The 19,017-nt window shown below is 39.9% G+C and carries 16 protein-coding genes and 1 tRNA gene; 12 read left to right on the top strand and 5 right to left on the bottom strand.

Annotated features, from left to right (window positions below):
• Positions 1-174 precede the first annotated feature (174 nt).
• Together Q0064_RS13795 and Q0064_RS13790 are read left to right on the top strand one after the other, a co-directional pair.
• Entirely contained in the window at positions 175-2,028 is a 1,854-nt protein-coding gene (locus Q0064_RS13795; protein WP_298148789.1) for a DEAD/DEAH box helicase, read from the top strand.
• A gap of 85 nt (positions 2,029-2,113) precedes the next feature.
• A complete protein-coding gene (locus Q0064_RS13790) occupies positions 2,114-2,884 on the top strand; it encodes a carboxypeptidase-like regulatory domain-containing protein (RefSeq protein WP_298148788.1) in 771 nt (256 codons plus the stop codon).
• On the opposite strand, the gene Q0064_RS13785 is transcribed toward Q0064_RS13790, so the two are convergent.
• Positions 2,881-3,549: an RNA methyltransferase gene (locus tag Q0064_RS13785; RefSeq protein WP_298148787.1), complete on the bottom strand. Its 669-nt coding sequence runs from the start codon at positions 3,547-3,549 to the stop codon at positions 2,881-2,883. The genes Q0064_RS13790 and Q0064_RS13785 overlap by 4 nt on opposite strands.
• 61 nt (positions 3,550-3,610) lie before the next feature.
• Between Q0064_RS13785 and Q0064_RS13780 the strand changes: the two genes are divergently transcribed.
• The 3 genes from Q0064_RS13780 to Q0064_RS13770 all read left to right on the top strand — a co-directional run bounded on the left by Q0064_RS13780 (position 3,611) and on the right by Q0064_RS13770 (position 8,131).
• Positions 3,611-4,297, top strand: coding sequence for an NAD-dependent deacylase (locus Q0064_RS13780; protein ID WP_298148786.1), 687 nt, complete (start codon positions 3,611-3,613; stop codon positions 4,295-4,297).
• 48 nt (positions 4,298-4,345) lie between these two features.
• Positions 4,346-5,692 (top strand): adenylosuccinate lyase, encoded by a 1,347-nt coding sequence (purB, locus tag Q0064_RS13775; RefSeq protein WP_298148785.1) that lies wholly within the window; start codon positions 4,346-4,348, stop codon positions 5,690-5,692.
• A 198-nt stretch (positions 5,693-5,890) separates the two neighbouring features.
• Positions 5,891-8,131 carry a cation:proton antiporter gene (locus tag Q0064_RS13770; protein ID WP_298148784.1) on the top strand — a complete coding sequence of 747 codons (2,241 nt, stop codon included), beginning with the start codon at positions 5,891-5,893 and terminating at the stop codon, positions 8,129-8,131.
• On the opposite strand, the gene guaB is transcribed toward Q0064_RS13770, so the two are convergent.
• From guaB to Q0064_RS13755, 3 genes are all read right to left on the bottom strand, one after another.
• Positions 8,119-9,591: an IMP dehydrogenase gene (gene guaB, locus Q0064_RS13765; protein ID WP_094485569.1), complete on the bottom strand. Its 1,473-nt coding sequence runs from the start codon at positions 9,589-9,591 to the stop codon at positions 8,119-8,121. The genes Q0064_RS13770 and guaB overlap by 13 nt on opposite strands.
• 574 nt (positions 9,592-10,165) lie before the next feature.
• Positions 10,166-11,029, bottom strand: coding sequence for a hydroxymethylglutaryl-CoA lyase (locus Q0064_RS13760; protein WP_298148783.1), 864 nt, complete (start codon positions 11,027-11,029; stop codon positions 10,166-10,168).
• A 42-nt stretch (positions 11,030-11,071) separates the two neighbouring features.
• Positions 11,072-12,097: a quinone-dependent dihydroorotate dehydrogenase gene (locus tag Q0064_RS13755; RefSeq protein WP_298148782.1), complete on the bottom strand. Its 1,026-nt coding sequence runs from the start codon at positions 12,095-12,097 to the stop codon at positions 11,072-11,074.
• A gap of 319 nt (positions 12,098-12,416) precedes the next feature.
• On the opposite strand from Q0064_RS13755, the gene Q0064_RS13750 reads away from it, so the two are divergent.
• Positions 12,417-12,501: transfer RNA gene (locus tag Q0064_RS13750), tRNA-Ser, on the top strand.
• Between the two features lie 843 nt (positions 12,502-13,344).
• Positions 13,345-13,890: a phage integrase SAM-like domain-containing protein gene (locus Q0064_RS13745; RefSeq protein ID WP_298148781.1), complete on the top strand. Its 546-nt coding sequence runs from the start codon at positions 13,345-13,347 to the stop codon at positions 13,888-13,890.
• Positions 13,891-13,949: 59 nt separating this feature from the next.
• On the opposite strand, the gene Q0064_RS13740 is transcribed toward Q0064_RS13745, so the two are convergent.
• A complete protein-coding gene (locus Q0064_RS13740) occupies positions 13,950-14,192 on the bottom strand; it encodes an SEC-C metal-binding domain-containing protein (protein ID WP_298148780.1) in 243 nt (80 codons plus the stop codon).
• 143 nt (positions 14,193-14,335) lie between these two features.
• Between Q0064_RS13740 and Q0064_RS13735 the strand changes: the two genes are divergently transcribed.
• The 5 genes from Q0064_RS13735 to Q0064_RS13715 all read left to right on the top strand — a co-directional run bounded on the left by Q0064_RS13735 (position 14,336) and on the right by Q0064_RS13715 (position 18,907).
• Complete coding sequence (locus tag Q0064_RS13735; RefSeq protein ID WP_298148779.1) at positions 14,336-15,193, top strand: restriction endonuclease; 858 nt, start codon at positions 14,336-14,338, stop codon at positions 15,191-15,193.
• A gap of 301 nt (positions 15,194-15,494) precedes the next feature.
• Complete coding sequence (locus tag Q0064_RS13730) at positions 15,495-15,704, top strand: hypothetical protein (protein WP_298148778.1); 210 nt, start codon at positions 15,495-15,497, stop codon at positions 15,702-15,704.
• Between the two features lie 229 nt (positions 15,705-15,933).
• A complete protein-coding gene (locus Q0064_RS13725; RefSeq protein ID WP_298148777.1) occupies positions 15,934-16,224 on the top strand; it encodes a transcriptional regulator in 291 nt (96 codons plus the stop codon).
• Positions 16,225-16,304: 80 nt separating this feature from the next.
• Entirely contained in the window at positions 16,305-17,555 is a 1,251-nt protein-coding gene (locus Q0064_RS13720) for a type II toxin-antitoxin system HipA family toxin (RefSeq protein ID WP_298148776.1), read from the top strand.
• Between the two features lie 77 nt (positions 17,556-17,632).
• Entirely contained in the window at positions 17,633-18,907 is a 1,275-nt protein-coding gene (locus Q0064_RS13715) for a hypothetical protein (protein ID WP_298148775.1), read from the top strand.
• Positions 18,908-19,017 lie beyond the last annotated feature (110 nt).

The following is a 19,017-nucleotide window of genomic DNA, read 5'->3' as shown; positions in this document are numbered from 1 at the left end:
TTAGCACGACACGTCCGCTGTCCGACCGATTTCAACCCACAAAATTTAATCCCAAATCAACGACAGAATATTAAATAATTGATTTTCAAATACTAATAATTAAAAACCTTTACAACAAACGTTAGGCAGTGCCGATTTAACGACGTACTTTTGCAGCAAATTTTAATACCCTTTATGAATAACTTTGAACAATTAGGATTGAGTGATTCGCTACAACGCGCGATTGTCGATCTGGGATTTGAAAATCCTACCGAAATCCAGCAAAAAGCGATTCCAATTCTATTGGAGCAAGAAACAGATTTAGTTGCATTGGCACAAACCGGTACAGGCAAAACAGCCGCCTTCGGTTTCCCGCTTATCCAGAAAATGGACCTAAGCCAACGCGCAACTCAGGCACTGATTCTCGCTCCCACACGCGAACTGTGCTTGCAGATTACAAACGAACTTAAAAATTACGCCAAATACGATAACGGTCTTCGCGTAGTAGCCATATACGGCGGAGCGAGTATTTCTGAACAAGCACGAGAAATCAAAAAAGGCGCACACATCGTTGTGGCCACACCAGGTAGAATGCAGGACATGATCAACAGAGGTTATGTCGACATCTCTCAAATCAACTATTGCGTTCTCGATGAAGCCGACGAAATGCTAAACATGGGCTTTTACGACGATATCGTGAGCATTCTTTCTACAACGCCCGACGAAAAAAGAACTTGGCTTTTCTCGGCTACAATGCCCGCAGAAGTGGCACGTATCGCCAAAAAGTTCATGGAAGAACCAATCGAAATTACCGTTGGTGCTAAAAACTCGGGCTCAGCTACAGTATCTCACGAATTTTACCTCGTAAATGCTCGCGATCGTTACGAAGCTTTAAAACGCTTAGCCGACGCCAATCCGGATATTTTCTCTGTAATTTTCTGTAGAACAAAACGCGATACACAGCAAGTTGCTGAAAAATTGATTGAAGACGGATACAACGCAGCAGCTTTGCACGGCGATTTATCCCAAGCACAACGCGACGGTGTAATGAAAGCATTCCGTGGCCGACAAATCCAAATGCTTGTAGCTACAGATGTTGCTGCACGCGGAATTGATGTCGACAACGTTACACACGTAATCAATTACCAACTACCCGACGAAATTGAAACCTACAACCACCGCTCAGGACGAACCGGTCGTGCAGGAAAATCGGGTGTTTCTATCGTAATCATCACTAAAAGTGAACTGCGTAAAATATCTGCTATTGAGCGTATTATCAAACAGAAATTCGAAGAAAAGCCAATTCCTTCAGGAATCGAAATCTGCGAAATTCAGTTACTGCATTTAGCAAACAAGATAAAAGATACCGAAGTTGATCACGACATCGACAACTACTTGCCAGCAATTAATACTGTTCTCGAAGGTCTTACCAAAGAGGAACTTATTAAGAAAATGGTTTCTGTAGAATTCAACCGATTTATCAACTACTATAAAAAATCGAAAGATCTTTCTTCATCTGGCGAAAAACGCAGCAGCGCCGAACCACGTGAATTCTCCGGCGGAGCTATTCGCTATTTCGTGAACATCGGTTCTCGCGATAATTTCGATTGGATGTCTTTAAAAGATTTCCTTAAAGAAACACTCGACCTCGGAAGAGACGCAGTGTATAAAGTTGACGTTAAAGAAGGATTCTCATTCTTCAACACCGATCCGGAACATACCGATCACGTGATGGAAGTTTTAAACAACATGACGTTGGAAGGTCGCCGTTTAAACGTGGAAATCTCTAAAAACGAAGGCAGCAACAACCGCAGAGATCACAACGGTAGAAAATCGTTCGGACCTCGAAGCGAATCGAAACCACGCGAACAATTTGGCACGCCAAAAAGAGAGCGTACATTCCGTCGTACCGACAGTGCTCCAACGGAAAATAAAGGACGCCGATCTTCTTTTGCAGATGTCAAAAAGTCCGATCAACCCAATAGAGCATCACGCCGCGCCAATCAATTTGGTGCTGGAGACAAACCAAAAAGCCCTAGACGAAGCTAAAGTTTGTTAATTTTTGCTTACAAAGAGCGGAACGCAGCAAAATATATCCGAGTTTTACAATTCCAAAAACGATGAATAAACTCAAATGAAATATCTTGTTGCGTTGCTCTTTTTTTGTTTTATACCTTTCTCATTTGCGCAGTCTGATTCGCAGCAAACAGTTATTTCCGCAACTGTAGTTAATGAAGTTGATAACCGCCCGATTGCTAACGCTAACATCATTAACATTAATACCGTAAAAGGTGCTATTACCAACGAAAACGGTAAATTCACCCTAGCAGCTTCCGTAAACGATACCTTGCACGTTTCTATGCTCGGATTTAAGTCGCTGCGTTTACGTGTTACAAACGACTGGATTAAAAACAAAGAAACAACCATTTACCTCACCGAAAAAGCCTACGCTTTGGAAGAAGTTGTGCTGCGTCCGTACACACTTACCGGATACATTGAAGTTGACGCGAAAATTGTGCCTGTAAAAGAAAATTACCGGTATTCAATCAGCGGAATATCCGCGGGTTACGAAGTCGGTGACACTTCGCCACAAGCTTTTAAACGCGTGGTCGAATCCATTTTCAATCCGACCGACTTACTGTATAATGTCTTTGGGAAAAAGCCGCGAGAGCTGAAACGTTTACGCGAAATGAAAAAAGATGATACCGTTCGAAATCTGCTTGAATCCAAATACGACCGCGAAACCATTTCCATCCTGTTGGGCGTTTCTCCAAAAGAAATCAGCGAAATTCTAGAACGCTGTAACTATTCCGAATCGTTTATCAAATCGGCAAACGATCTCCAAATTATGGATGCAATCAGTGCCTGCTACGAAGAGTATAAAATCCTGAAAAAGAGAAGCTAACTCAAAGTACTAAAATACCGCTCTTCAATTAATTTTATATCTTTTATCGACGCTTTCGTCCAACGCAGTTTCGTTTCGTAATACGAGCGTTCATCGAGTTGCCAGTGCGGTACTTCGCGCCGAATCCGATCTGTTAATTGCTGAATGATAATAGCAGCACTTACCGAAATATTCAAACTTTCCGTAAATCCAACCATCGGAATTTTCAAAAACCGATCGGCTTGATCCAACACTTCCGCACTCAATCCGTGACGTTCCGTTCCAAAAAACACCACAAACGGCTGCTGAACGTCGAAATCGTGTAAATCGCAGTCGGTTCCACGCGGACTCGTAGCCACAATTTGATAACCGCGATTTTTCAAATCTAAAACGCAAGCATCCACACGATCAAATCGATGCACATCCACCCACTTTTGCGCTCCCATCGCAATTTCTTTATCGATTCGCTTTCCAAAACGCTCTTCAATAACATGCAGCTGCTGCACACCAAACGATTCGCAACTGCGCAAAACCGCACTGGTATTGTGCAACTGATAGACATCTTCTATCGCAACCGCTATATGATTGGTTCGATTTACCAACACTTCATCAAACCGAGCCTTACGCGCATCGGTCAAAAATGTTTCTAAATAGTGCAAATAATCAAGTTCAGCTTTCGAAATCATTTTCAGAAAATTCTTGTGTCAAAAGTCGGCGAAATTTCCGTATTTTGATAAAAATTGACGTATGAAAGAAAAATTAGTTGTACTCACAGGCGCAGGAATTTCAGCTGAAAGCGGCTTGAAAACTTTTCGCGACGCCGACGGACTCTGGGAAGGCCATCGCATCGAAGACGTTGCAACACCCGAAGCTTGGCAACGAAATAAACAACTGGTTTTGGACTTCTACAACGAACGCCGACGCCAGTTATTACAAGCAGAGCCCAATCCGGCACACTTTGCATTAGTCAATTTTGAAAAACACTTTCACGTAAATATCATTACACAAAACGTCGACGATTTACACGAACGCGCCGGAAGTTCAAACGTGTTGCACTTGCACGGCGAATTGCGAAAAGCTCGAAGTACCCGCAATTACAAATATGTGGTGGATTTTGATGGAGATATGTCGGATTCCGATCGCGACGACCAAAACCACCCGCTTCGACCACACATCGTCTGGTTTGGAGAAGCCGTTCCCGAATTACCCAATGCCGCAAATATCATTGCCGAAGCCGACGTAGTTTTCATCGTAGGTACTTCCATGCAAGTATATCCGGCGGCTTCTTTAATCGATTACGCGCCGCCTCACGCCCAAGTGCTTTACATCGATTTAAATCCGGCCGACGTAAGTCATATTCGCAGAAAAATCGCCATTCACAGCGGAAAAGCAGCCGAAATTTTACCTGCGCTTTTTCAAAAATTCACCAGCTAAATCGGGTTTTCTGGCTATCTTTGCCACTTCTTTAAAACAACAACAACTATGAGCGCTCTTAGTGCTTTAACTGCCATTTCACCGATCGACGGTCGCTATCGTAAAAAAACAGAAGCTCTTGGATTATTCTTCTCCGAACGCGCACTAATGTACTACCGCGTGCGTGTAGAAATTGACTACTTTATAGCTCTGTGCGAAATTCCACTTCCACAGCTTAAAGATTTTCCAAAAGACAAATTCGATGCGCTAAAAAGTATCTATCAAAATTTTAGTGACGAAGATGCGAAGCAAATCAAAGAGACCGAAAAAACGACCAATCACGACGTAAAAGCGGTTGAGTACTTCATTAAAGCTAAATTCGATTCCTTACAATTATCTGATTTTAAAGAATTTATACACTTCGGTTTAACCTCGCAAGACGTTAATAACACGGCGATTCCATTATCGTTAAAAGAAGCGTATTTCAAAGTTTATTTGCCGCTTTTCACCGAACTTACCGCGAAACTCAAAGAACTATCCATCACTTGGAAAGATATTCCAATGCTGGCACGCACGCACGGACAACCCGCCTCTCCTACCCGTTTGGGCAAAGAATTCGAGGTTTTTGTTGTACGACTCGAGGAGCAGTTGCGCTTGTTGCAAAACATTCCCTTCGCAGCAAAATTTGGAGGCGCAACCGGTAACTTTAACGCACATGCTGTGGCCTATCCGCAGATAGATTGGAAGCAATTTGGAACCACTTTCGTGGAAGATATACTCGGACTAAAGCACTCTTTTCCGACAACACAAATCGAACATTACGACCATTTAGCGGCTTTTTGCGATGCTCTTAAACGCATTAATACCATTGTTATTGATTTAGATCGCGATATCTGGACCTACATTTCTATGGATTATTTTAAACAGCGCATCAAAGAAGGCGAAATTGGCTCGTCGGCAATGCCGCATAAAGTAAATCCGATTGATTTTGAAAACAGCGAAGGAAATCTCGGTCTTGCAAACGCTATCTTTGAACACCTTGCCGCAAAATTGCCGATTTCACGTTTGCAACGCGACCTAACCGACAGTACCGTACTTCGAAATTTAGGTTTGCCCATTGCCCACACCATCATCTCGTTCGATGCTACGTTAAAAGGACTTAACAAACTGTTGTTGAACGAGCAAAAAGTTGCCGCCGATTTGGAGGACAATTGGGCAGTTGTTGCCGAAGCAATTCAAACCATTTTGCGTCGAGAAGGTTTCGAAAATCCGTACGAAATGCTTAAAGATTTAACGCGTAAAAACACAAAAATTGATCGCCAAGCCATTGCCGATTTTATCGAAAATCTTCGTGTTTCCGATGAATTGAAATCAGAACTCAAAGCAATTTCTCCTGCAACCTATGTAGGAATTTAATTTTTTTGGGGGTTCCGGCAGCAATTCGTAGCAGCTTCGCTAAAAAAGTAGGCTGCCGTCGCGCTTTACGCTGCAATCTGCTTTTGCCCTTCCCAATGCCTTGCCAAAAGCAGGATTTACGCTGCAATCGCTAACCCGGGCAATCGTTGCCGAAAAACGTTGTAAAAAAATCGTAACTTCCGACAACAAACTGTAACTATGCTTGCATTAGCTTCTTCTACGTTTCATCTCGATCCGTTGATCTACGACCTCGGACTCATTCTCTGTTCCGCGGGAGTTGCAGCACTCATTTTCAAACGTTTAAAACAACCTTTAGTTCTCGGTTATTTAATTGCCGGCTTCCTAGCTGGGTCAAAATTCGATTACTTTCCAACGGTAACCGACATCAAAAGCGTGAAAGTTTGGGCTGAAATCGGGATCATCTTTCTCTTGTTCAGTCTTGGTTTGGAGTTTAGTTTCAAAAAACTTCTTAAAGTTGGCGGAACGGCTTCGGTAACAGCGGGCACGCAAATTGGCGGTATGCTCGTTTTAGGCTATCTCTGCGGAACGGCGCTTGGCTGGAAAACCATGGACAGCATTTTTCTAGCAGCCATGCTTGCCGTTTCATCGACCACAATCATTTTGAAAACATTCGAGGAATTGGGCGTTAAAACCCGACGCTTCGCAGTAAACGTCTTGGGTTCGCTGATTGTCCAAGATATTTTGGCCATCATCATTTTAGTACTGCTCAGCACCATAGCCGTAACCCAATCGATTTCTGGAATTGCGCTCGTTACAGTTATTGTAAAACTGGTTTTTTTCTTAACACTTTGGTTCATTACCGGCATCTTCTTTATACCCTCGCTGTTGCGCTATGCCGGCAAATTAATTACCGAAGAAATGCTGTTAATCATTGCCATTGCACTTTGCTTAGTCATGGTAATTTTAGCGGCAAACGTAGGTTTTTCGCCAGCCTTGGGTGCTTTTGTTATGGGTTCTATTATTGCAGAAACCACCAAAGCCGAGCAAATCGAACATTTGCTTAAACCCGTTAAAGATCTTTTCGGAGCAGTTTTCTTTGTTTCCGTTGGTATGCTTATCGATCCGGTTACGTTGCAACACTACGCAATACCTGTCCTGATACTTACCTTAGTAACTATATTCGGTCAAAGCATTCTTGCTACTGCCGGCTCGCTGCTTTCGGGAATGCCACTGAAACAATCCGTTCAAAGCGGCGTGAGCTTTTCACAAATCGGAGAATTCTCGTTTATTATTGCAACACTCGGTGCCTCGCTTGGCGTTACAAGCGAATTCCTCTACCCGATTATAGTTGCCGTTTCGGCTGTAACAACTTTTACTACTCCTTACCTTATTAAATCGGGAGATCGCGTTGCCTTATTTGCCGAACGTATTTTGCCTCGAAAATGGATTAAAAATATCGAGCGTTACAGCGCAAACGCACAATCGATTCGGGCACAAAACGATTGGCACATTTTATTGCGAAAGTACTTTTTACACATCGCGTTGCATGCCAGTATCATTGTTGCTATCGTTTTACTTTCCGAGAAATTTATCTTGCCCTTTGCAAAAGACAACAGCAGCCTTCGATTTGTCGTTGCATTGGGTACGTTATTCGCCATAGCTCCTTTTATCTACGCCTTGGGCTGGCACAAAACCTCAGAAATTCAGGTACAAAACCTACTAAACAACAAACGTTATCGCGGTCCGATTGTCATGATGGTATTGTTCCGGTTTATGTTGTGCGTTTTACTTGTCGGTTTTCTAATCGACCATTTCTTTAGCACGCTGTTTGCCATCATTTTATTGGGTGTTTTCATTAGTTTGTATCTACTTTTTCCCAGAAAACTTAAATCGCAATACGCTAAAATCGAACGTCATTTTATTCACAACTTAAATGAACGAGAGATTTACATGCGAAACCGCAGCCGAAGCGACTTAACTCCGTGGGACGGACACATGACCAGTTTCGAAATAGATCCGGCTTCCGATATTTCTGGTAAAACGCTCGAAATATTGAAGTTACGCGAACTTTTCGGCGTGAATATCGCTTACATCAAACGTGCGGATTTCGTAATTCCAACACCCGACAAAAACGAAAAACTGTTTCCTGCCGACGAAATTTTCATCATCGGAACAGACGAACAAATTCAGCGGTTCTCTAAATTCCTGGAAGATCACGAAGTACATCCAGCATCGACCATAGCCGATCCGGATATTTCCCTAAATCAGTTTGTACTTAAAAACGAAACGTTTATCGGTAAATCGATACGCGATTCGAAGATCCGAGAAGAAACTTCGGGCATCATAGTTGGTATCGAACGCCGCGGCAACCGCACGTTTAACCCAGAATCGGATATGATTTTGGAGAAAAACGACATTTTATGGATCGTCGGAAACCGTCGTAAGCTAATCGATATGATTGAATCTTATCGCGAGTAATTCGGTGCTTCTTTCGTAATCGTTACGTTATGCGGATGGCTTTCGGTAATTCCGCTTGAGGTAATGCGTACAAAACGACCCGTTTTTTGCAGCGTTTCAATGTCTTTTGCACCACAATAACCCATTCCGGCGCGCAAACCGCCCACAAATTGCTGCATGGATTCGTTTAACTCGCCTTTGTACGGAACGCGACCCACAATTCCTTCCGGAACCAGTTTTTTAATGTCGTCTTCAACATCTTGGAAATACCGATCTTTTGATCCTTCTTGCATGGCTTCTACCGATCCCATACCGCGGTACGACTTGAACTTTCGTCCTTCGAAAATGATGGTTTCGCCCGGCGATTCTTTAGTTCCGGCCAAAAGCGAACCCAACATCACACAAGACGCTCCGGCTGCAATAGCTTTCGGAATGTCGCCAGTATAACGAATTCCACCATCGGCAATAACGGGAACACCACTTCCTGCAGCGGCAGCAGAAACTTCTAAAACCGCCGAAAATTGTGGATAACCAACGCCGGCAACCACACGTGTAGTACAAATTGAACCCGGACCAATACCCACTTTTATACCGTCGGCGCCGTGCTCAATTAAATATTTGGCTGCTTCGGCTGTGGCAATATTTCCTACCACAACATCCAAACTTGGAAATGCAGCTTTTACGGCTTTCAGAATTTCAACAACGCCTTTGGTGTGTCCGTGCGCCGTATCGATAACAACCGCGTCGACGCCAGCTGCTACCAGAGCCGCTGCACGTTGAACCGCATCTGCCGTTACGCCCAAAGCCGCTGCTACGCGGAGTCTGCCAAAATTGTCTTTGTTGGCTATCGGTTTCTGTGTTAGCTTGGTAATATCGCGGAAAGTAATGAGTCCGACGAGCGTATTATCTGCGTTTACAACAGGTAATTTTTCAATTTTGTTTCCTTGTAACACCACTTCGGCTTCTTGCAAAGAGGTGCCTTCGGCTACGGTAATCAATCCTTGAGAAGTCATTACTTCAGATATGGGTCGGCCGTTATCTTTTTCAAACCGCAAATCGCGATTGGTAACAATACCTTTCAACTTTTTGTTTTCGTCGACAATTGGAATACCGCCGATTCCGAATTCGCGCATTGCAGCTTTTGCATCGGCCACGGTCGAGTTTTCGGGTAAGGTAACCGGATCGATAATCATGCCCGATTCGGCGCGTTTTACTTTGCGTACTTCGGCGGCTTGCGCTTCGGCAGTCATGTTTTTGTGTAGCACGCCAATACCGCCTTCACGTGCAATCGCAATAGCCATAGCACTTTCGGTAACGGTATCCATCGCTGCGGAAACAACGGGAACGTTTAAGGGAATATTTCGCGAAAAATGTGATTTAATACTGACTTCTCTTGGTAAAACCTCCGAAAAATTCGGAACCAGAAGCACATCATCGTACGTTAGACCTTCGGCGATGATTTTTGAAGAATTTGGAAGCATGGCAATTATAGTTGTGTGATAATTGCGTGCAAATATAGTTCAAATCTGCGAGTTTCTGAAACCTAAATAGCTTGCCTTTTCAATCAGTTGTAGCATTATTTGGGCGGCATTTCGCGCTTTTCGTTGCAATACCGCTTTGTTGCGGTGGTTTGGGCAGTGTTTCGCTCAGCTTCCGTTGGTCGCTGTGCCAAAAACGCCCGCACACACCGCCACTTCGGCGCTATTTCCACTGCAATCACGGCCGCGGCGATCGTTACCAAGGAATTCTTTTTCAGAGACGTATTTTCGCACAAGGGAATGCAACGGAAAGCCGTGCTTTTGAACAGCGATTGAAGCCGCATTTTTTGCATGCGACCAGCGGAAGCCCAGAAAAAGGCAGGCTGAAACGCTGAGCAAAAGTGCGCCTTGCAGTGAAATGCCCGACCTGCCGCTGCGGTATTTCCACTAATTTTTTGCGGCAGGATGTGCCAAAAAATATTTAACGTGAATTCGATATAAAAATCTTTGTTAGAACGCTTGAATTAAGGAGTTTAAATGTTTTCTAACTTTAATTTTTACAGCGAACTCACGTTAACTAGTGATATTGCGTGAAAATCTTTGTGGCTTCGTTGTAGGCGCTTTCGAAGTTAATGGCGTGGAGCTGTGAATCGGCTTTTTGTGCGGTGAAATACGACAGCAATTTCTCGGTGGGCATGTTACCCGTGAGTTCGTCTTTGGCCATCGGACAACCGCCGAAGCCTTGAATGGCGCCGTCGAAACGCAAACAACCTGCTTTATACGCAGCATCTACCTTTTCAAACCATTTATCGAACGTGGTGTGCAAATGGGCGCCGAATTCTATGTTTGGATACATCGGGATGAGCTTGCCAAACAAATACGTAATAATTTCGGGCGTTGAACTGCCAATGGTATCCGAAAGTGAAATGATTTTAATGCCCATTTGCGCCAATTTTTCGGTCCACTCCCCTACTATTTCCACGCTATATGGGTCGCCGTACGGATTTCCAAACCCCATAGACAAGTACGCCACAACCGATTTTTTATGCGTGTCGGCTATCTCACAAATTTCCTGCAAAGTTACCAGCGATTCGGCTATGGTTTTGTGCGTGTTGCGCATCTGAAAGTTCTCGGAAATCGAAAACGGGAAACCCAGATAGTTAATTTCGGGATGTGAACTGGCGTCGATGGCTCCTTTGGTATTGGCAATGATAGCCAGTAATTTCGAGGACGTTTGCGATAAATCGAGCTTAGATAAAACCTCGGCCGTGTCTTGCATTTGCGGAATGGCTTTCGGCGAGACGAAACTTCCGAAATCGATCGTATCGAACCCAACGCGCAAGAGCGCTTGGATGTAATCGACTTTTTTTTGTGTAGGAATAAAGTCTTTGATGCCTTGCATGGCATCGCGCGGACATTCAATGATTTTTACTGGCTTCATCGGGGTCAAAGATAACAATCGTTACGAACTCACGAAATCGTTTTAGTTGGGAATTCGATTTAAGATAGCGCGATTGATTTCTTTGATGAGCGCTGGGCCTTCGTAAATGAAACCGGTATACAATTGCAGTAAACTGGCGCCCGCATCGAGTTTTTCTAGGGCGTCTTGTGCCGAGTGAATACCGCCAACGGCAATGATTGGAAATGCACCCTTACTTTTGGTGTGTAAAAAACGTATCACTTCGGTTGATCGTTTGCTGAGCGGTTTTCCGGACAATCCGCCTACTTCGGTGCGATTTTCGCTTTTTAGTCCGTCGCGAGCAATCGTTGTATTGGTTGCAATGACGCCGGCAATTTGCGTTTGCTGCACAATGTCGATGATGTCTTGTAACTGCTCGTCGGTTAAATCGGGAGCAATTTTAAGGAAAATGGGTTTCGGGTTTGCGTGCGCTCTGTTTTCGTCTTGGAGCGTTGCCAATAAATCGGTTAAAGGCTGTTTTTCTTGCAGTTCGCGTAGGTTTGGCGTGTTGGGCGAGCTTACGTTTACGACAAAATAATCGACTACCGGGAAGAGTTTTCTAAAGCAAAGGAGGTAATCGGATACGGCATCGGCATTGGGTGTGACTTTATTTTTACCGATGTTTCCGCCGATGAGTACCGATTTGTGTTTTGCTAAACGTTGGGTTACTATATCGAGTCCGCCGTTGTTAAAACCCATGCGATTGATAATGGCTTGATCTTCTTTAAGGCGAAAGAGTCGCGGTTTTGGATTTCCGTCTTGCGGTTTAGGCGTTACGGTTCCTATTTCGATAAATCCGAATCCGAAATTGCCTAATTCGTTAAAAAGTTTGGCGTCTTTATCGAAACCCGCGGCGAGACCCACGGGGTTTGGAAATCGGAGTCCGGCAACATTGCGTGCTAAACGTGGATCGGAAACTACGAAGGTGCTTCGGATGAGGTTGGAAACGCCGGGAATGGCATGAAAAAACTTAATGGCTTTGAACGAAAAATGGTGCACGCGCTCGGCATCAAACTGGAAAAGAATGCTACGAATGACTGATTTATACATGGTAGTTGTGTTGCTACAAAGCTAAAAAAAGCGATTGGAACTCTGTGGATGGAATTGGTTTGAATTTCTTGTAATTGTAAAGAGTAGTTAAATAGATTAGGTATTCGATTTAGTCTTTTATAAGTGAGAAACGAGAATAGACTAATCGATCTGAAAATTTCAAAAACTGAAAATGCACTAAAATATTGACAGAAAGAAACTTATCATTAAAAGTAAAAAAAGTGTCAACAGCAAGGACATTTATTTTAGCGAGAAGGTTTTGAAAATCGATTTTTTGTCTATATTTGCACTCGCATTACGAAAATGATGCGCTTTTATTGGAGAAATGGCAGAGTGGTCGATTGCGGCAGTCTTGAAAACTGTTGACTGTAACAGGTCCGGGGGTTCGAATCCCTCTTTCTCCGCAGCGGAAACCCAAAATCGAAAGATTTTGGGTTTTTTTATGCGATTTGGTTGCTCAAACTTTGTTTGAAAGCAAGCAAAGCGCATAAAAAAACAAAAGTTTGCAAAACTTTTGGGTTTTTGCTGCAGGTTCTCCCCTTTTGGGATCAACGAAGTTAATCCCTCTTTCTCCGCAGCGGAAACCCAAAATCGAAAGATTTTGGGTTTTTTTATGCGATTTGGCAGCGCAAATTTCATTTGCAAGCTGACAATGAGCATAAAAAAACAAAAGTTTGCAAAACTTTTGACCTGAAATCGATTTAAAAATTAAAGTCAGAAAATATTTAAATGGTTGAATACGAGGCGCACTTTATTTGGGATACTGTAGTATCGCAAATAAATGCAACGAAGTAAGCGACCGTTTAAATGTTTAGCGACCGCCATTTACACAGATTTTGTGCAGGTCTAAATCCCAAAATATATTGTTAAACCGCGATCTGACAAAGATTTTTAATCGAGTTCAGGTCATGGGTTTTTGCTGCAGGTTCTCCCCTTTTGGGATCAACGAAGTTAATCCCTCTTTCTCCGCTGAAAAAAATCCTAAATGGTGTCAAAACCTCGAAAATCCTATGATTTTCGGGGTTTTTTGCTTTAACAAACTTTCCAAATTATTCATCGAATCTTATCCATAAAGGGACTAAATCGAGACCCTAGAAGAAACTAGAAATCTAGGGTCTCGCTAAAATCCCTTAACCCTTGCAAACACAGGGATTACGATTGAAAAACTATAGCTTGTTCATTCAGTAAACATCTTGTTTGGCTTGGATTAGGAATTTAAATTGATAAATAATTAATCAGTCAGTAAAATGAAAGCAAAAGTAAACCTGCATTTCTATGCAAAATTTACAAAGGTTAATGCCAAAGGGCAATTTCCGATTTATGTCCGTCTTACTGTAAACGGCATTAGAACAGAATTCAGTACAAAAAAATTCATTGAGCCAAGTCGATGGTTGTCTGAAGCGTGCAAAATGAAAGGAACTACAGAGGAAGCTCGTTCAATTAATAGTTATCTTGATTTGCTTAAATCTAAAGTATTGGATATTCAAATGGAGCTAATTCATAAAAATCAGGAATTGAATATTGAAAATTTTAAAGAACTGCTTTTTGGTTCTGAAGAAAAACAACGAATGCTTGTTCCCATACTTCAAGACCATAATAATAAGATTAAAGAATTAGTCGGTAAAAAATATGCACCCGGAACATTAGAGCGTTATACTACTTCTTTGAAGCATACAATTGAATTTTTGGAATGGAAATATAACATTTCAGATATTGAGATTTCTAAAATAAATCATGCTTTCATTACCGACTATAAATTTTATTTAAGAAGCGTTAGAAACAGTTCAAATTAGGGGAAGCCTACATTTGAAGTTACAAAACTTTATCTAAAGCAAAGTTAGATATGATAGATTTACTTGATTAGTAACTGGTTTCTTTGATAAACAGCAATTTTATACTCGTTAGTTTCTCGTAAGGCATGAAGAAAAAGATTAATGTTATCCAAACTTAATTTAGATAGAACATCATAGCTTTTCTTATGACATTTTCTATACTTCTTACCACTTCCACAAAAGCACATGGAAACTCTATCTATTTTTTTTTCTTCAATAATTTGGTTTAATCCAAATTCAATATTAAAGAGGTTATTAGTCATAAAGGCTTCTTTAAAAAACTCAATCCAGCCCAGTCATTATTTAATGATGAATTGAAACCTCAGTACCATTTTTTATTTTACACATTATCAAATTGTTATTTAACTTTGGGTTAAATAGGAATGTTCTCTTTAAATGAATTGATATGTCCGGAAATAAAGACTTAGATTGGAAAATTTACGAATCAATTACTAAATACATATACGAAACGCTCGGTCGTCAATCCGGTGTTACAATTAAAGGGTATGGTAAAAATTGTGTACTAGTTGGTAAGTCTGGGGTAAGCCACCAAATTGATGTTTTGACTTCACATTCCGACGGAATTCACAACTTTGAGACCGCCATTGAATGTAAATTCTGGAAACAGAAAGTAGATAAAGATGTAGTGATGAAACTAGCTGCAATAATGGAAGATGCAGATATCAGTAAAGGAATTATTGTGTCAAGGAGCGGCTTTACAAAAGACGGTCAGGACTACGCCAAATTTAAAAACATTGGTATCGTTATCCTAAGGGAATGGGATGAAAAAGACCAGGATGAAACACCAAAGGAATTTGAATTTGGAATTTTGCAGATCAATATGAATATCCTGGTTACGGGACCGAAAATTTTACAAATTGCCATAGGTAATAATCGATTCCTTGACGTACAAGATGAATTCGATCTCTTTAATTACTACCTCGAGCAAAAAGATAAAAACCGTGTTGCTTTCTACGACTATGTTACCGATTTTCGTTTGGATATAGCCAAACAAAACAAGATGCAAGTTGAAATCACAAAAACTTACAAACTTTCGGGAAGTAGACTTTATAGACGGGGCATAAGCGAAAGCGTAGAGTTGGACGAAATAACGATAACGGGTAAATTGACCCAAAGGGACGAAAGCAAAAAGCTGGAATATAGCTTAGTTGACAAAGTATGGCTGATAATGAAATCAATTTTTGACGAACGAACATTTACTTTTTCGGAAAATGGTTTACTGATAGAAAATAAAAACCTTTAATTTAAAAAAATGACTCTTGAATACGTTAAACAGCTGGTAAATGAAACAGAACCAAAAATTCCAATAAAACTCGAATGTATTTACAAATATCTTGGCATAACAGAGAATGGTTTTTATCTCACATTTGATAAAAGTTAATAAGATAATATACTTTACCCAACCGAAATAAAATCAATAATAGCCTCCAGTGTAGGATACTATGCCGAATTCAAAGTCAGTATTCCAAAAAAAATTAAAGAAATCACAGAAGAAGTATGTGCATTTGCCAATGCCACAGATGGTATTGAATTAATTGACGTTGATGAGGCAAATACAAGAAAAGGAACAACAATTGATTATACTATCACAACTTTGCGAAGCAGTTAATGTCCTTATCGAACATCTAATCGGAGAAAAAGCATTTGCCAATGCTATTACGTTTATTGAAATCGAGCAATGGGAAGGGGAGGAGGAAAATCAAATCGAATTGTATTATCTGAAATCATATATCGATGCTGAAATCAAGAACTAACCTTCGGCATCTAAACAATTAGGATTAACCTTACACAGCAACTATAAGTTTTAATTGTTTAGGCTGCATTTCGCAATATGAAATAGTTGTCCCAATTAAAGTTGATAAAACGATAAAGGAGCTGTAGTGGATGTAATAAATGGTAATTGTAAAGAAAAAACAAAACATAAAATGTTTGTTATTATGAACAAAAAAACTAATTTTGTACATAGTAATGAACATTTTTAAAATGAGCAGAAAGAAACAAACACTATTTCCCAAGCATATAATGCTGTTAGAACAGATGGGAGAAAATATAAAGTTAGCCAGAAAAAGAAGAAAATTAACTACAGTGCAAGTGGCTGAAAGAGCAGATATTGTAAGAACTACTTTATACCTAATTGAAAAAGGAAATCCAAGTGTAGCAATAGGAGCTTACTTTAATGTGCTTAGAGTATTAGGGTTACAAGATGATTTTCTGAAACTAGCTGCAGACGATGAATTGGGTAGAAAATTACAAGATTTAGAACTTCTTAAGTAAGACACAAAAGCGGTTAAAGTGACTTCTGTGAAGCGAAGCGGAAAGAAAAAAGTATCGAGATCAAACTAACGAAACCAAAAATGGCCAACCATAAAATCGACATATTCGTCTACGCCCATTGGAAAGGTATGCCAGAGCCAAAACGGATTGGAATCCTATCAGCCCACCAAGCCAAAGGCAAAAAAGCATTCAGTTTTGAGTACGACAAAGATTGGCTCAAATCAGACCAAAAATTCTTGATTGATCCCGACATACAATTGTATGGGGGTCCGCAATATCCAAATCAAAAAGAAAATTTTGGAATTTTCCTCGACAGTATGCCCGATACCTGGGGACGAACATTAATGAAGCGAAGAGCCGCACAATGGGCAAAAGAAAATAAGGAGAAAGTACCAACACTACACGATATTGATTTTCTTTTAGGGGTTTATGACGAAAGTAGAATGGGAGCGTTGCGATTCAAAATTGATCCTGATGGGGACTTTTTAGACAATAATAAAACAGCCTCAACACCTCCTTGGTCATCTATTCGAGAATTGCAAAATGCTGCACACATTTTTGAAAATGACAATGAAAATGAAGAAGTCAACAAATGGTTGGGAGTACTCATAGCACCAGGTTCTTCCTTAGGTGGAGCAAGACCCAAAGCCAATGTTTTGGATGCTGATAAAAGCATTTGGATTGCCAAATTTCCATCCAAAACAGACACCATTGATAAAGCAGCTTGGGAATTTTTAGCCTATCAATTGGCTACAAGAGCAGGAATTGAAATGGCACCATGTCGAATAGACAGAATCATTGGGAACCACCACACATTTTTTACCAAACGTTTTGATAGAGTGAATGGAGAGAGAATACATTTGGCTTCAGCAATGACAATGACTGGAAACAACGAAGAGACCATCCGTGACAATCAGGCAAGTTATTTAGAAATCGCCGAGTTTATAAGCAATCACGGCACAAACATAGAAGCCAATCTGCACCAACTATGGCGAAGAATTATTTTCAACATAGCCATTTCCAACACCGATGATCATCTACGTAATCATGCTTTTATTTTAACCAAAGAAGGTTGGATTTTATCGCCGGCTTATGACCTCAATCCTTCCATAGACAAAGACGGCCTGGCCTTAAACATCGACACCGATAACAATGCTCTTGATTTTGAGTTAGCAAAAAGTGTAGGTGAATATTTTCGTTTAAACAAGAATCAAATGGAGGAAATTATCCAGCAAGTCTTGAGAGTTACAACCAATTGGAAAACAATGGTAAATGAAATTGGAATTTCCAGAAGCGAAAAAGAATTGATGGAAAAAGCATTTTACAATTAATATAAATACTGTAAACATACTTAGGCTTTTTTTTAAATTTAGAACTTAAAATTCAATTAATCGATTTAATAAAAAACATGTGGGATTCATTCACTACTTATGGTGGCAGTTATCAAAACTCATTTGAAATATTATGTAATCAATTATTTGAAAGATACCTTTATAGAGAATATACAAATTCAATTGATGAGTTCAAAGTAATAAATGGTGCTGGTGGAGATGGCGGAATAGAAGCTTATTGTAAACTATCAAATGGAAATTTCATTGCCATACAATCAAAATGGTTTAGACAGGCATTAGATAGTAATGAAATAAAACAAATAAAAAATTCTATAACGACAGCATTAAAGATAAGACCAAATATTATTGAATATATTATTTGTATTCCTCATAAAGTTAGTTCTGTTAAAATTGGAAGAGGAAATAAGCCAACAAAAAATAGCGAAGATGTTAGAATTAAAAATTTTGAAAAAGAAATAAATGAATCATTTAACAATATAAAAATTACTTGGTGGTTTGAGCAAACTATTTTAAACGAATTGCAATTTACCGAAAACGAAGGAGTAAATAAATATTGGTTTGAAAAAGAAGTAATTCATTCTAGTTTTTTAAAAGATAAATTTGACTTACAAAAAACTAATTATTGGCTAAAAGAAAGATATGTGGGTAACTTACACACAAAAGGAGATATTCAAAAAATAATTGACAAACAACTTTATAGTTTACCGTTTAGAAAAAAAATAATTTCTAATATAATTGAGCTTAAAAAAAAGATAAATAATTGGTTGTTCATTTCTGAAAAGTTTATAAAGATTACATCAAATTCCAATGAATTCATTAGTAAGCTTAAAATAATTAATGTTTTTTTTGAAGACTTAATTAATAGTGCATCAGAAATAGAAACAAAATTAGTAGATGGTATTGAAATCAACTTATGTATCAATGATGATGATGAGCTTTCAATTGCAGATACTATTTATGAAGCAATTGATTTGCTTGAAAATATGAATCCTACAGATTTACAGAAACCATTATACCAAAAAATAAAAATTCGGCTAAGAGAACTCAATGATGAAATTATTAATGAGTATTTAAAGATTGAAAATGATTTAACCCAGATCTCAACTAGTTTAATTTTGGGTAAGCCAGGAACAGGAAAAACGCTTGGCTTGGCTTACGCTGTTGAAGAATGCGTAAAAAAATCAGCACCAGCCATATTAATTCAAGCGAAAGGAGCTAATTCTGAAGATTGGTCACAATTATTATCTAAAGAATTGGAGTTAAGTAGTTGGAATAAAAATGAAATTTTTAATGCCTTAGAAATATTAGCTCATAGAAAAGATTGTCGGTAAGTGGCTGGTTTTTTTGAACAGGTTAAAAATAGAGTTAAATTAACCTTTTAAAAGAAAAACAGTATGAAGACATCAAAATTTTCAGAGGAACAGATTATTTCGATCTTAAA

Source organism: Flavobacterium sp. (genome assembly GCF_027490375.1).
GTDB lineage: Bacteria > Bacteroidota > Bacteroidia > Flavobacteriales > Flavobacteriaceae > Flavobacterium.
This window is presented reverse-complemented; position numbering and strand designations above follow the sequence as displayed.

Excerpts from the sequence above, each read along its gene's own strand:
- guaB (WP_094485569.1), bottom strand. The coding sequence starts at position 9,591 with ATGCTTCCAAATTCTTCAAAAATCATCGCCGAAGGTCTAACGTACGAT.
- Q0064_RS13720 (WP_298148776.1), top strand. The coding sequence starts at position 16,305 with ATGGCCAACCATAAAATCGACATATTCGTCTACGCCCATTGGAAAGGT.
- Q0064_RS13730 (WP_298148778.1), top strand. The coding sequence starts at position 15,495 with ATGAGGCAAATACAAGAAAAGGAACAACAATTGATTATACTATCACAA.
- Q0064_RS13785 (WP_298148787.1), bottom strand. The coding sequence starts at position 3,549 with ATGATTTCGAAAGCTGAACTTGATTATTTGCACTATTTAGAAACATTT.
- Q0064_RS13715 (WP_298148775.1), top strand. The coding sequence starts at position 17,633 with ATGTGGGATTCATTCACTACTTATGGTGGCAGTTATCAAAACTCATTT.
- purB (WP_298148785.1), top strand. The coding sequence starts at position 4,346 with ATGAGCGCTCTTAGTGCTTTAACTGCCATTTCACCGATCGACGGTCGC.
- Q0064_RS13780 (WP_298148786.1), top strand. The coding sequence starts at position 3,611 with ATGAAAGAAAAATTAGTTGTACTCACAGGCGCAGGAATTTCAGCTGAA.
- Q0064_RS13755 (WP_298148782.1), bottom strand. The coding sequence starts at position 12,097 with ATGTATAAATCAGTCATTCGTAGCATTCTTTTCCAGTTTGATGCCGAG.
- Q0064_RS13725 (WP_298148777.1), top strand. The coding sequence starts at position 15,934 with ATGAGCAGAAAGAAACAAACACTATTTCCCAAGCATATAATGCTGTTA.
- Q0064_RS13745 (WP_298148781.1), top strand. The coding sequence starts at position 13,345 with ATGAAAGCAAAAGTAAACCTGCATTTCTATGCAAAATTTACAAAGGTT.
- Q0064_RS13795 (WP_298148789.1), top strand. The coding sequence starts at position 175 with ATGAATAACTTTGAACAATTAGGATTGAGTGATTCGCTACAACGCGCG.
- Q0064_RS13770 (WP_298148784.1), top strand. The coding sequence starts at position 5,891 with ATGCTTGCATTAGCTTCTTCTACGTTTCATCTCGATCCGTTGATCTAC.
- Q0064_RS13740 (WP_298148780.1), bottom strand. The coding sequence starts at position 14,192 with ATGACTAATAACCTCTTTAATATTGAATTTGGATTAAACCAAATTATT.
- Q0064_RS13760 (WP_298148783.1), bottom strand. The coding sequence starts at position 11,029 with ATGAAGCCAGTAAAAATCATTGAATGTCCGCGCGATGCCATGCAAGGC.
- Q0064_RS13735 (WP_298148779.1), top strand. The coding sequence starts at position 14,336 with ATGTCCGGAAATAAAGACTTAGATTGGAAAATTTACGAATCAATTACT.
- Q0064_RS13790 (WP_298148788.1), top strand. The coding sequence starts at position 2,114 with ATGAAATATCTTGTTGCGTTGCTCTTTTTTTGTTTTATACCTTTCTCA.